Source organism: Streptomyces odontomachi (assembly GCF_024435355.1).
GTDB classification, from domain to species: domain Bacteria; phylum Actinomycetota; class Actinomycetes; order Streptomycetales; family Streptomycetaceae; genus Streptomyces; species Streptomyces odontomachi.
Genome location: NZ_JAMJWG010000003.1, coordinates 593622 through 606599 on the forward strand (window position 1 = coordinate 593622; position 12978 = coordinate 606599).

The 12978-nt window shown below is 71.0% G+C and carries 11 protein-coding genes and 1 tRNA gene; 5 read left to right on the forward strand and 7 right to left on the reverse strand.

The window, feature by feature from the left end; genetic code table 11:
• Window positions 1-1240: 1240 nt before the first annotated feature.
• Window positions 1241-1324: transfer RNA gene (locus NQO67_RS10530), tRNA-Leu, on the forward strand.
• 230 nt (window positions 1325-1554) lie between these two features.
• Here the strand turns inward: NQO67_RS10530 and NQO67_RS10535 are convergent.
• Both NQO67_RS10535 and NQO67_RS10540 read right to left on the reverse strand, forming a co-directional pair.
• Window positions 1555-2550, reverse strand: coding sequence for a hypothetical protein (locus NQO67_RS10535; RefSeq protein WP_255949543.1), 996 nt, complete (start codon window positions 2548-2550; stop codon window positions 1555-1557).
• 388 nt (window positions 2551-2938) lie between these two features.
• The gene (locus NQO67_RS10540; protein WP_255949544.1) at window positions 2939-3598 is read right to left on the reverse strand and encodes an FMN-dependent NADH-azoreductase; all 660 of its coding nucleotides are present in this window, start codon (window positions 3596-3598) and stop codon (window positions 2939-2941) included.
• 264 nt (window positions 3599-3862) lie between these two features.
• Here NQO67_RS10540 and NQO67_RS10545 point away from each other — a divergent pair, with 264 nt between their 5' ends.
• From NQO67_RS10545 to NQO67_RS10560, 4 genes are all read left to right on the forward strand, one after another.
• The gene (locus tag NQO67_RS10545) at window positions 3863-4219 is read left to right on the forward strand and encodes a winged helix-turn-helix transcriptional regulator (protein ID WP_255949545.1); all 357 of its coding nucleotides are present in this window, start codon (window positions 3863-3865) and stop codon (window positions 4217-4219) included.
• A gap of 244 nt (window positions 4220-4463) precedes the next feature.
• A complete protein-coding gene (locus NQO67_RS10550; RefSeq protein WP_255949656.1) occupies window positions 4464-5960 on the forward strand; it encodes a DUF2252 domain-containing protein in 1497 nt (498 codons plus the stop codon).
• A 230-nt stretch (window positions 5961-6190) separates the two neighbouring features.
• Window positions 6191-7174 carry a J domain-containing protein gene (locus tag NQO67_RS10555; RefSeq protein WP_374118962.1) on the forward strand — a complete coding sequence of 328 codons (984 nt, stop codon included), beginning with the start codon at window positions 6191-6193 and terminating at the stop codon, window positions 7172-7174.
• Between the two features lie 215 nt (window positions 7175-7389).
• Window positions 7390-7719, forward strand: a complete 330-nt coding sequence (locus NQO67_RS10560) for a rhodanese-like domain-containing protein (RefSeq protein ID WP_255949657.1) — start codon at window positions 7390-7392, stop codon at window positions 7717-7719.
• Between the two features lie 61 nt (window positions 7720-7780).
• On the opposite strand, the gene NQO67_RS10565 is transcribed toward NQO67_RS10560, so the two are convergent.
• The 5 genes from NQO67_RS10565 to paaA form a co-directional block, all read right to left on the reverse strand.
• On the reverse strand, window positions 7781-8857 hold the full coding sequence (locus NQO67_RS10565) for a 2Fe-2S iron-sulfur cluster-binding protein (RefSeq protein WP_255949546.1): 1077 nt from the start codon (window positions 8855-8857) through the stop codon (window positions 7781-7783).
• A complete protein-coding gene (locus NQO67_RS10570; protein WP_255949547.1) occupies window positions 8857-9450 on the reverse strand; it encodes a PaaD-like zinc ribbon domain-containing protein in 594 nt (197 codons plus the stop codon). The genes NQO67_RS10565 and NQO67_RS10570 overlap by 1 nt, the downstream gene beginning before the upstream one ends.
• A 154-nt stretch (window positions 9451-9604) precedes the next feature.
• Window positions 9605-10510, reverse strand: coding sequence for a 1,2-phenylacetyl-CoA epoxidase subunit PaaC (locus NQO67_RS10575; protein ID WP_374118945.1), 906 nt, complete (start codon window positions 10508-10510; stop codon window positions 9605-9607).
• Window positions 10507-10812, reverse strand: a complete 306-nt coding sequence (paaB, locus tag NQO67_RS10580) for a 1,2-phenylacetyl-CoA epoxidase subunit PaaB (RefSeq protein WP_255949548.1) — start codon at window positions 10810-10812, stop codon at window positions 10507-10509. The genes NQO67_RS10575 and paaB overlap by 4 nt, the downstream gene beginning before the upstream one ends.
• Before the next feature lie 194 nt (window positions 10813-11006).
• Window positions 11007-12077, reverse strand: coding sequence for a 1,2-phenylacetyl-CoA epoxidase subunit PaaA (gene paaA / locus NQO67_RS10585; RefSeq protein WP_255949549.1), 1071 nt, complete (start codon window positions 12075-12077; stop codon window positions 11007-11009).
• Window positions 12078-12978 lie beyond the last annotated feature (901 nt).

Here is a 12978-nt window from a genome sequence, read left to right on the forward strand (position 1 = left end):
CGATCCTGCCGGTCGGGCTGCCGGTCGTGCCGGTCCTGCGAGTCCTGCGGGTGTAGCCGGTCCTGTCGGTCCTGCCGGTCTGCCCGGCTCTCCCGATCGGGGCCGCCTGCCTCTTTCGGTGCTTCTTCTTTGTTGCGTATGGCGTTGTGTATGTCTTCGTATGCGTCGTGTGCTTCGTGCGTTTCGCGTACGTCGCGTGCGACGGTCTCCTCGACATCTTCAACGTTGTGTACGGCGTCTGAGTGCCGGTACTGCTTACTGATCGTATCCACGCGCCGGGAAATCGGCTGGTTCCCCCCTTCCCGCCTTGTCGACGAGTGTCGACTCTCACAGCACATGCCCTCGTCACCCCCCGAGGGATCCGTTCCGCGGTCCCCGTCCGGGGCCTGTTCCGGACACCGGCCCGGCCCTTGGCGGCACCGCACCGAGCCCCTGCGGGACGGCCGTACGGCCTCCTCCATGAAGCGATCGTAAGGGGGCCGGAATCCAGTGTCCCGCACCCGCGGCGGACAGAGGACCATGCGGGGCCGGGGTGTGACGGCTGGTGCGATGTTGAGACGGGGCCGGGTCCGTGGTGGGACGAGATCCGTCTCGTGCGGCCTGTCGCCGGGTGCGGTCCCAGGGGCGGCGGTGCGTCCTGGTGCCGGACCGACCGGACCGCGGGCCCGGGAGACCTGGGCCCGGGGGGGGCGGCCGTCTGGGCGTCCTGGCGTGTGGCTGTCGGGGAGGCTGTGTGAGGCGTGCGACGTGTGAGGCGTGCGACGTGTGAGGCGTGTGACAGGCGGCGCCGTGGCCTCGCCGGAGCGGCGCCGGCCCGGCCGGGGCCCGGGCTCCGGGCCGGCACCGTGGTGCTCCGGATCCCCGCCGCTCTCTGCCGCCGCCGTGTGCCCTGCACGGACCTGGACGGACCTTGACGTATCTACATGAAACTGGACGGACATGGGTGGATACGGACGTACCAGAACGACGGTCCGCCGGCACCCGCCCGTATCCGGTGTCTACCGGCGGGTGCCCCTGGCCGGCGACCGCGCTTGAGCCGTGTCCTGTTCCGGGTTTGTTTCGGGCTTCTTCCGGGCTTCTTCCGGGCCGGGGCCACACCCTGTTCGAGCTGGCCCCGTGCTCCGTTTCGCAGGCTGGGCGGCGGGAGGAAACGAATGTGATTCCACCCTTCTCAGCGTGCTAACCTTCTGGATGTCGGCAGGCGCTCGCACCAAGGAGTGAGAGGTCCCGACAACACCTTGCGCGGGTGGCGGAATAGGCAGACGCGCTGGATTCAGGTTCCAGTGCCCGCAAGGGCGTGGGGGTTCAACTCCCCCCTCGCGCACTTCGAGAAACCCCAGTTCATCTGGGGTTTTTCTCATGTTCGGAGCCTTGTGCGGTCAATCGCGTGGCCAGGGGAAGCAAGCCCTTCGGGGCGTGCCGGTGAAATGCATCACATGTGCTTTCCGGCCTCGGTGCACCGCGCAACTTCCCGCGCAGCTTCCCGGGCGGATGCCGGGCCGGGTGGTGGTGGATCCCGCAGCCCGCGGGACCGCGGGAACCAGGGAAGAGCTCTTAGCGGGCGGGGTCCGGGTCCGTCACCGTGCCCACGTTCAGGCATGCGGCCCACGGGAAGTTCCTGATGCTTTCGTAACCCCCTGAAGAGGACATTCCGGGTGGCGTGGCATGGAGTTCGGTGGCGAACCCGAAGGTCTCCGCGTTGTCCACGTTGAACGCCCCGTAGTCCTGGAGCGCCTTGTACACCCGCTGTTGCGCGGTGTTGAGCCCCGACGGGTTGGCGCAGGCCCCGGACCTGTCCATCCAGATGTACTGGCCCTCGTGCATGGGCCCGGATTCGTCGCCGTCCGTGCGCGTGGCCGGGTAGGCCCACTGGTTGTCGTTGTCCGGCGTGCCGTACACCAAGGCGTGATCGATACCGTTGTCCCAGTCGTCCTGCGTGATCACCCCGGCCATCCGGGAGAGCCCGGCGCCGGTGGGGGCGCCCCCTTCCTCGATATCCCAGGACGTGCTGTCCGGGTGGGAGATCGCCCCGAACTGGCAGCTCGGCGTGCCGTTGGTGACCTTGAGTTCCCAGCACTCGAAGGCGTAGGAGCCGTCGGCGGAGATGACCACGGCCCAGCCGTCCACGTGGTCGGTGACGTTCCAGGACGGGTCCCAGGGCATCGTGTAGCTGCCGAACGGGTCGCCCCAGTCGGGCTGCCGTGGCGTGACCTTGTACGTGGGAGTGCCGGCGCTCGCCTGGTAGATCCCGGCGGCGGACTCCGGGCCCCAGCCGAAGTTCGCGTCGTAGGCGGCGCTGCCGAACATCGCCGCCAGGGTCGCGGAGTCCTCGTCCTGCTGGGGGGCGTTGCCGGTGACGCCGAGGTTGATCGGATCGGAGTCGACGAAGTACCGGCTCCCCGCGGTGATCTGCGCGCCGGCCTTCGTGACGGGGTTCACGCCGGCTTCCGCGGCGGGGATCGTGGTCTGTGCGTGGGCGGTGCCGAGGCAGGCGGTGACGCCGAGGAGGAGGATCGCCGCGGGCAGCGCTGTCCGGGCCAAGGTGCGCATCTGTCAGCTTCCTTTCACTGAGGCCTTCGCCTGAAGGGCTGAAGCAGCACGCCGGGTCTCGCGTGGAAGGTGGCGGGCAGCGCCATGGTTCTGTGGCGCGGAGCGGCGCACAAGCGCACCGGCCGCGCTCGGCGCGCGGATGACAGGACTGTGCCTCGCTGACACCCCCGCTCATGCGCGACGGCCGTTCCCTCGGGATGCGCCGGCGCGCCCGTGCGCAGGCTGCGGACATCAAAAAAGCGCAGGTGAGCCGTGCCTTCCTGGCACCGCTCACCTGCGCGTCCCCACCCGCTTGCGTGTCACGTGTCACGTGCCGCTCGCGTCATGTTCCGGCCACGTCATGTTCCGGCCGCGCGCCCGGCATCCGCTCGCCGGGGCGCGTCCGGTGTCACGCCTGCGCGCCGGCGAGGCGTTCGGCGAGGGCCTTGGCCTTCGTGGTCGCGTCCTCATGGGCCTTGGCGCGGGAGGCCTCGGCCAGCGGGAGGAGGTCCTTCATCGCCGGCACGGTGGCCGCCAGGGTGAGTTCCGACACGATGAAGTCGACCTCGGCACCGAACATCTGGGAAAGCAGCGCCTGAAGGTAGCTCTGCGCGTACTCGTACGGCGCGCGCGGGGTGCCGGGCGAGTAGCCGCCGCCGCGGGTGGCGACGACCGTGATCGGAAGGCCCTTCACGGAGGGGTTCTCACCGGCGGTGCGGCCCACCACGATCACCTGGTCCAGCCAGGCCTTGAGGGTCGACGGGATCGTGAAGTTGTACATCGGGGCGCCGATCACCACCGCGTCCGCCGCCTCGAACTCCTCCACCAGCTTCAGGCGCTGCGCGTACGCCGCCGCCTGCTCGGGCGTGTGCGCGGCGGGGTCGGTCATGAACGCGGTGGCAGCGTGCCGGTCGATGTGCGGCACGGGGTCGGTGGCGAGGTCGCGGTAGATCACCGTGCCTTCCGGGTGCTGTTCTTCCCATGTCCTGCGGAAGGCCTCCGTGAGGGCCCGGGACGCGGAGTCCGAACCGGGGTGCACGGACGAGTCGATGTGCAGCAGGGTGGCCATGTCGTTCTCCTATGAGCAGCGAGACAGTCGACGGGGGGACAAGGGGCAGTCGAGTGGCTGCGGCGGGTGGTCAGGCCGCGCTCGTACTGTCGTCGACTCCGTCGTGAGCTCTGCCACGAGCTCGCACTGTCATTGAGTACGTAGCTATTACTACCATAGGTGCTTACTTTTTTTCACCTACTCCCGTGAACGCAGTACTCTGCATGCATGGCGGTAGACGGCATCAAGGACGAGCCGGTGTGCACGAGTGAGGAATCCGCTTGCATGCCGGACGACGCAGCATGCACGAAGGTCGACGACGGCATGGCCCGCGTCTTCAGCCTGCTCGGAAAGCGCTGGTCGGGGCTGGTCATCGCGGTCCTCATGCAGCGACCGGTGCACTTCGCCGAGCTACGCCGGGCCATCCCGGGCATCAGCGAGCGGATGCTCTCCGACCGGCTGACCGAGCTCGGGGCCGTCGGACTGGTCGTACGCGAGGTGACCGAGGGCCCGCCGCTGCGGGTGTCGTACCGCCTGACGGAGGCCGGCGCCGCGCTGGGCCCTGCGCTCAACCAGCTGGGGAAGTGGGCCGAGACCTACCTCCCCGAGAACGGCCGCTGCCCGGAGCAGTTCCGCAAGTAGCCGGGACGGCGAGGGTGTTGAGCGGTTCGCCGGGCTGGGGTGGGCCGCCGGCTCGTTGGGGAGGGCGCGGCGTGTTCGAGCGGTGTGACGAGTTGTCCACAGCCGCGTTCGTCGAGTTATCCACAGGCTGTGCCGCGCTCGGGCGGACGGCGGTACGGTCGAGGCGCATTGATGGGAGGGGCGTTGGTGCGCACGGTCGGTGGGTGCGATCGACGCCGGTGACGGCCAGGCGGGGGTGAGCGGCATGACCGGGTCCGGTGACGAGGCCTCGGAATGCGGTGCGGAAGGGCTGATTCCGACGCAGCGTGAGGGGTCCGGCCAGCAGGTGGCGGGCGAGGAATGGCGCGCAGCCGGGCCCGTGCGGTTGCCCCGGGTCCACGGGTTCGCGCCGCGGACGCCGCAGGGCTCCCCGAAGCAGGAGGGCAGCGACCTCAGGCATGCGGTGCCGCGTTCCTCCCACGCAGAGTTGGTGGTCGACGCATCCCGCCCCGACGCCGTGACCGTCGTGGAGCGGTCCAACGCGGGCCGCCTCACCGACCTCGTGCCGATCAGGGTCGGCCGGATGGCCGCGACCCCCTTCGCGTTCCTGCGCGGGTCCGCCGGCCTCATGGCGTACGACCTCGCGCGCACACCCCTGACCGGCGTCGGCGTACAGATCTGCGGCGACGCCCACGCGGCCAACTTCGGCCTCTACGCGGACGCCCGCGGCGGCCTCATCATCGACCTGAACGACTTCGACGAGACCGTCCACGGCCCCTGGGAATGGGACGTCAAACGACTCGCCGCGTCTCTGGTGCTCGCCGGCCGCGAGGCCGGGGCGGACGAACACGCCTGCCGATCCGCCGCTTTCGACGCCGTCGGCGCCTACCGCCGCACCATGCGGCTACTGGCCAAGCTCCCCGCACTCGAGGCCTGGCAAGCCATCGCGGACGAGGAACTGGTCTCGCACACCGACGCACACGATCTGCTCGGCACCCTGGAGCGCGTCTCGCAGAAGGCGATGAAGAACACCAGCGGCCGGTTCGCGGCCAGATCCACCGAGCGGACCGAGGAGGGCGGGCGCCGCTTCGTCGATGCGCCACCGGTGCTGCGCCGGGTGCCGGACGGCGAGGCGGCAGCGGTCGCCGCTGCGCTCGGTCACTGGGTCGACACGCTTCCGGAGGACCTGCTGCCGTTGATCGAGCGCCATGCGATCCACGACGTGGCCTTCCGCGTCGTGGGCACCGGCAGCGTCGGCACCCGCTCCTACGTGGTGCTGCTGCTCGACCACCGTGGTGAGCCGCTGGTCCTCCAGGTGAAGGAGGCCAGACCGTCGGCGCTGCTGCCGTACCTGCCGGCCGCCGGGTTCAAGGTCCCCGAGGTGGTGCACGAGGGCTGCCGCGTGGTGCTCGGCCAGCGCCGGATGCAGATCGTCAGCGATCCGCTGCTGGGCTGGACCCGAGTCGACGGAAGGCCGTTCCAGGTGCGCCAGTTCCGCAACCGCAAGGGCAGCGTGGATCCGGCAGCGCTCGCCCCCGGCCAGCTCGACGACTACGGCCGGATGACCGGAGCCCTCCTGGCCCGCGCCCACGCCCACAGCGTCGACCCCCGCCTGATCGCCGGGTACTGCGGCAAGGGTGACGTCCTGGACGAGGCGATATCCACCTTCGCGGTCGCCTACGCGGACCGCACCGAGGCTGACCACGCGGTCCTGGTCGCGGGCATACGAGAAGGCCGGATATCCGCGGAGACGGGAGTGTGAGCGGCGGTCACCGAAGGGCGAAGGCGACCACCGTCTACGCTGGACGGGTGACGACCCCGGAAGCCGAGCCACCCCAGACCGTCCCCCCTGCTGAGGCAGCCGCCGAGGCCCCCGTGGAGGAGCCCCGGGGCGCCCGGGAGCCCGGGGGCGGGGGACCTGCCGCGGAGCAGCAGAAGTCTCCGGAGGACGGCGGCGCGGCCGGTGCGACGGGTGCGGCCGGTGTGGCCGGTATGGCGGGTGTGGCCGGTACGGCTGGTACGGCTGGTGCGACCGGTGAAGCCGGTGCCGCGAGTGGGGCGGGCACCGCGAGTGATGCGCACCCCGAAAGTGATGCGCACCCTGCCAGCGATGCGCACTCCGAAAGGGACGCCGGTCCTGAAGGGGGTGCCGGTGCTGAAGGGGGTGCCGGTGCTGCGGGTGAGGCCGGTTCCGGGGCGGCGGAGCGGCCCGAGGAGCGGCTGGAGCGGGCCGTGCGTGTCGCAGAGCAGGCGCTGATCGAGTTCGAGATCGCGGTCGAGACCTTCCGTATCGAGGTGGAGAACTTCTCGCGGTTGCACCACCAGAAGCTCGGCCCCATGTACTCCCGGCTGGACGAGCTGGATGCGCAGATCGCCGAGGCCAAGGCGGCGCGCACCGGCGACCCGGAGGACGTCCGGGCGGCGGACGAGGCACGGGCCCGGGTCATGCCGATGCCGGACGTCACAGAGCTGTTCCACGACTGGCTGGACAGTGACGGCCTCTCGCCCGAGGCAGCCGCCATGCTCACCGAACAGCAGGTACGCCCGCCGGAGCGGGTCCGGCCCAGCGACGAAGTCCGCAAGCTCTACCGCGAGCTGGTCCGCGAGGCCCACCCCGACCTGGCACAGGACGAGAAGGAACGCGCACGGCGTGACGAGTTCATCGCCCGGGTGAACGCTGCGTACGGACGCGGCGACGAGACGTTGCTGCGCGAGCTGGCGCAGGAGTGGGCGGCGGGCCCGCTGCCGGAGGAGCGCCGGCCCAGCAGGAGCGAGGAGCTGTACGCCCGTCTGGAGTGGCTGGCGCACCGCAAGGAGCTGCTGACCATGGTGGCCCGGGACCTGGAGGAGAGCGCGATCGGCTCGATGCTGAGGATGGCTCCCGAGGACCCCGACAGCCTTCTGGACGAGATCGCTGAACAGCTCCTTGCCCAGGTCGCCGAACGCGAGACGGAGCTGGCCGGACTGCTGGGCTGAGCCGTCGGGAAGCACCTTCGTGCAGAGCGGGCGCGCGCCGTCATCGCGCCGTCATGCTGAGCCCGGCGGACGCGCACCTTCGTGCCGGCCTGTGGACGGGGGCGTTCATGCCGAGCCCGTCGGATGCGTACGTTCAGGTGGGACGGGCCTCGTCCGGACCGGCCCGGTGGGTTCGTCGGTCCGGTAGGTTCGATGGCATGACTTTCGATTCTGGGGTGCCCACGGTGGCGGTGAGCGATCTCGCGAGCGGCGACTTTCTGCTGGACGTCCGCGAGGACGACGAATGGGACGCAGGGCATGCGGAGACGGCGTTGCACATCCCGATGAGCGAGTTCGTGGCACGCTACGGCGAGCTGACCGAGGCCGCGCCGGAGGCCGGCAGGGTCCATGTGATCTGCAAGGCCGGAGGCCGCTCGGCCCAGGTGACCATGTACCTGCGCCAGCAGGGCGTGGACGCCGTGAACGTGGATGGCGGTATGCACGCCTGGGCCGCATCCGGCCGCCCCGTCGTGGACGACAAGGGTGCACCGGGCGAGGTCATCTGACCCTTCACCGGCCCATAGCTGGTGGCGGTGGCCGGCGGAGCGAACGCTCTCCGACTGCTGCTCAGCGGTCGAAATCCAGCTCCACCCGCTCGGTGACCGGGTGGGATTGGCAGGCCAGTACGTAACCCGCCTCGGTCTCCTCCCGTTCCAAGGCGAAATTGCGGTCCATGCGGACGTCGCCCGCCACGAGGTAGGCGCGGCAGGTCCCGCAGACCCCGCCTTTGCACGCGTACGGGGCGTCCGGGCGGTTGCGGAGCACCGCTTCCAGCAGGGACTCGCCGTCCCGGACCGGCCAGGTGCCCGAGCGGCCGTCGAGCCGCGCGGTCACCGTGCCGCGTGCCGGCCCGGGCGCGGCACCCTCCGAAGAATCCGACGGCGCCGGGGCGCTGTCCACGCGGAAGATCTCCGCGTGGATGCGGGAGCGCCGCACCCCCAGCCCGCGCAGGGCCCGCTCGGCGCTCCGTATCAGCCCGTAGGGACCGCACAGGAACCATCCGTCGACTCGTGCCACGGGAAGCAACGCGGGCAGCAGCCCCGCCAGGCGCTCCCGGTCGAGCCGCCCGGACGGCAGACCGGTCTGGATGTCCTCCCGCGAGAGCACTGTCACCAGCTGGAACCGGTCCGGAAACCGGTCCTTCAAGTCGGCGGCCTCCTCCAGGAACATCGTCGATGCGGCGGTGCGGTCGCTGCGGATCAGACAGAACCGGGCGTCCGGCGCACGCTCCAGCAGCGTCGTCGCGATCGACAGGACCGGGGTGATGCCGCTTCCGCCGACCACGGCCGCGTACCGGCCGGGCGCCGGCTCCAGGGTGAAGCTGCCGGCCGGGGTCATCACCTCCAGAAAGTCCCCCGGTTCGACCTGCTTCATCGCATACGTGGAGAAGGCGCCACCCGCGACGAGCCGGACGCCGACCCGCAGATGGCGGGGGCCCGCGCCGTCGGGCGCCGGAGCCGGCGAGCAGATCGAGTAGGTGCGCCGTATCTCCCGGCCGTCCTCGGTGCGGCGCAGGGCGAGGTGCTGGCCGGGGGTGTGACGGTATTCCTCGCGCAGGTCCGGCGGGATGTCGAGGGTGAGGGCCACGGCGTCCTCGGTGAGCCGGTCGACCGCAGCCACGCGGAGCCGGTGGAATCGCGCCATCACACCTCCTTGAAGTGGTCGAACGGCTCTCGGCACGCCCGGCACCGGCGCAGCGCCTTGCACGCGGTCGAGGAGAACCGGCTCAGCAGCTCGTTGTCGGCCGAACCGCACTGCGGGCAGTGCACCGCGCCTACGGTGTCCCGCGGTCCGGCGTCGTCCGCAGCCGGCGGAGCGCCGTGGTCACTCGCCTGCGGGCCGGCCGGGCCGGCCGTGTGCGTCGGGCCGAGGGCGAGCGGGACGGGGCCGGGGGCGCGCTGCGTTCGGGGCGGGGCGATGCCGGATTCCCGCAGCTTGCGGCGGCCTGTGTCGGAGATGTCGTCCGTCGTCCACGGCGGGGACAGCACAGGGTGGACCATGACCTCCGGGACGCCGTGCGCATGCAACACCCGCACGATGTCCGCCGACATGGTCTCGATCGCCGGGCAGCCCGTGTACGTGGGCGTCAGCTCGACCTCGACCCGGCCGGGGCCGAGGACGTGGACGTTGCGCAGCACTCCGAGCTCGTCCAGCGTGAGCACCGGAAGCTCCGGGTCGGGGACGGAACCGGCGACCCGCCGCAGCTCCTCCTCCTCCTCCTCCTCGGACGTGGCCACCCGGGTGGTGCCGGCCCGGCCGGCCCGATGCTTCGGAGCCGGGGCGTCCGAGGGCCCGCAGTCTGCTGCCGGGGGCCCGGCTGCCCGCCGCCCGGGGGCCCGTCGTCGGGCTGCCGGCCGTCGTCGGGCTGCCGGCCGTAGGGCCGTGGACCTGTCACCATGACGCCCCCGGGTGGCTGCGGTGCAGGTGCTGCATCTCGGCGAGCATCCGCCCGAACGGCTCGGTGTGCAGCCCCTGGCGGCCCGCGCCCGCGCTCCAGGCTCCGTTTCGGGGGCCCTCCGGCACGGTCAGGGTGGCCTCCCGCAGCACGCTCGTGACGGACGCCAGCCAGTCCGACTCGAGTGCGGCCCAGTCGATCCCCGCGTCGCCGGCCGTGCCGTCCAACTCCTCCAGCTCCTCTCGCCCTTCTAGCCCCTTCAGCCCCTCCAGTGGCTGGAACATCTCGCCGGTGAACCGCCACAGGTTCCCGCACGCCGCCTGCATCCTTGCGTGGCTGACGTCCGTGCCGTCGCCGAGGCGCAGCGTCCACTGCCGGGCGTGGTCCTGGTGGTAGTCGACTTCCTTGACCGCCTTGGCGGCCAGCGCGGTCAACGCGGCTGGCGCGGCCGGTGCGGCCGGTGCGGTCAGTGGCGTGAGGGGCGCGAGGGGCGTCGGCCTTTCGTCGGCGACGGCCGCGGACGCCAACCGTTCGTAGAGCAGCCGTTGGTAGGTGGAGAAGTAGAGCTGCCGGGCGATGGTGTGGGCGAAGTCGCCGTTCGGCTGCTCGACCAGCTGGCAGTTGCAGAAGGCGCGTTCCTCGCGGAGGTACGCCAGCTCGTCCTCGTTTCCGACGAGGGAGAGCAGCACGCGTGCCTGGCCGAGGAGGTCCAGCGCGATATTGGCCAGGGCGACCTCTTCTTCGAGGACGGGTGCGTGGCCCGCCCACTCCCCGAGCCGGTGCGAGAGCACCAGCGCGTCGTCGCCCAGCGCCAGGGCGGGCGTCTGCGGGGCCGCGGCCACGGGCGACTCGGCCGCGGATGGCTCGGTCACAGACGGCTCGGCCACGGGCGGCTCGGTCACAGATGCCTCACTCCCTCCGGGATCTCGTAGAAGGTCGGGTGGCGGTAGGGCTTGTCGGCGGCCGGCTCGAAGAACGGGTCCTTTTCGTCGGGTGAGGAGGCGGTGACCGCGGTGGACGGCACCACCCAGATGGAGACGCCCTCGCCGCGGCGGGTGTAGAGATCGCGGGCATTGCGCAGCGCCAGCTGGGCGTCGGGGGCGTGCAGGCTGCCGGCATGGGTGTGCGACAGGCCGCGGCGGGCGCGTATGAAGACCTCCCACAGCGGCCAGTCCGCCATCTGGCCTGCTTCCGTACCGTGCATCCGGCCTGCTTCCGTACCGTGCGCGACCGGGTTGCTTCCTTCCGTACCGTGCGCGCCGGCGTGGGCTGCTTGTGCGCTCCGTGCGTCAGCATCACGTGCGTCAGCATCACGTGCATGAGTGCCGTCGGGAGCATGAGCGCCGTCGGGCGCATGAATGCTGCCGGGCGCATGAGTGCTGTCGGTTGCACGCGTGCTCATGCCATCGCCTCGGGTTCCTGCCGGGCGGCGCCGGCGCCCGTGCTGTGCTTGCGGGCGTGGGCAGCGGCGGCGTCGCGTACCCAGGTGCCCTCCTCGTGGGCCCGGCGGCGCTGGTTGAGCCGCTGTTCGTTGCACGGGCCGTTGCCGGCGAGGACTTCGCGGAACTCGGTCCAGTCGATGGAGCCGAAGTCGTAGTGCCCGCGCTGCTCGTTCCAGACCAGGTCCGGGTCCGGGAGGCCCAGGCCGAGGGAGTCGGCCTGGGGGACGCAGGTGTCCACGAAACGCTGGCGCAGCTCGTCGTTCGAATGACGCTTGATCTTCCAGGCCATGGACTGGGCGGAGTGCGCGGACTCTCCGTCCGGCGGACCGAACATCATCAGGGAGGGCCACCACCAGCGGTTCACCGCGTCCTGCGCCATGGCGTGCTGGGCCTCGGTGCCCCGGCTGAGGGCCAGCAGCAACTCGTAGCCCTGCCGTTGGTGGAAGGACTCCTCCTTGCAGATGCGGATCATCGCGCGGGCGTAGGGGCCGTAGGAGCAGCGGCAGAGCGGCACCTGGTTGGTGATCGCGGCGCCGTCCACCAGCCAGCCGACGGCCCCGACGTCCGCCCAGGTCAGGGTGGGGTAATTGAAGATCGACGAGTATTTCTGGCGGCCCGAGTGCAGCTTGTCGAGGAGCGCGTCGCGGCCGGTGCCGAGGGTTTCCACCGCGCTGTAGAGGTACAGGCCGTGGCCTGCCTCGTCCTGGACCTTGGCCATCAGGATCGCCTTGCGCCGTAGCGAGGGGGCGCGAGCGATCCAGTTGGCCTCGGGCTGCATGCCGATGATCTCGGAGTGGGCGTGCTGCGCCATCTGGCGGGTCAGGGTGCTGCGATAGGCGTCGGGCATCCAGTCGCGGGGCTCGATGCGCTCGTCGGCCGCGACCGTCGCGTCGAAGGCGCCCTCCAGGGCTGCCGTGTCCGTGGCACGCCCCGGCGCACTACCGGGGCCCTCTTGCGCCCCGGCCGCACCGGCCGCCGCGGTGCCTGGAACGCCCTGCGTCGCCGGCTGCACGGCTGCCGTGCTCATCCCGGTCCTCCCGACTCCGGTGTCCGCACAGGCCCGTCGGTCTCCCGGATCCTGTCCGGATGCGCCAGCTGCCTACCGATCGTTCGGTCCGTCGACTCCATGGTGGGTCGCAATTCCATAACGTGTCAACCCTGTGGATAACCTCAGGCCCCTGCGTCCCGTGCCCTGGGTGAGTACCGTGCTCGTGCACGTGCGGCAGCAGGGCCGTGCGCGGCAGCCCGCACGGCGGATGGCAGTTGGTGCGGCGGGGCGGTGCGGGACGGTGTGGTGGCGCGGTGCGGTGGCGGGGGATGGCCGACCAGCGGCGGTCGGCGAGAATCGGGCGCATATTCTGCGGAACCGGCCGTAGGCGGCCCCGGGCGCCGTATGCAGCAGGAAGCAGTCGTATGCGGGCGTACGCATATATGCAGACACGGGCATAGGCGTAGGCGCGGGCACAGGCGTAGGCATAGAGGCGTACGCGCAGGTAACTGACCGGAATCTGGCAGGAATCGAAGCAGGAACGGACGGCATGGACGCGCACGACGAGCGCACGAACCCACGACCCGAGGGGTCGGACCCTGACGCGCCACGGCCGGCAGAGACTTCCGCCAAGGCCGGGCAGGATCCCGTTCCTTCCGGCCGGGATCCGGTTCCTTCCGGTCCTTCCGGCCAGGACCCGGTTCCTTCTGGTCCTTCCGGCTCGGATCCGGTTTCTTCCGGGCAGAACCCGGTCCGGCCTGGGCAGGACCCCGTCCACCCTGGGCGGGATTCCGGCCATTCCGGGTCGGAATCTCCATCCTCGGGGCGGGAGACGCCCCTTTCCGAGCGCTCTGGCGGTCGTGCCAGTGAGGACCCTGCGAGCGAGGACGGGAACGAGGACGGAGATGGGGAGAGGGACGGGGACGGGGACGGGAACGAG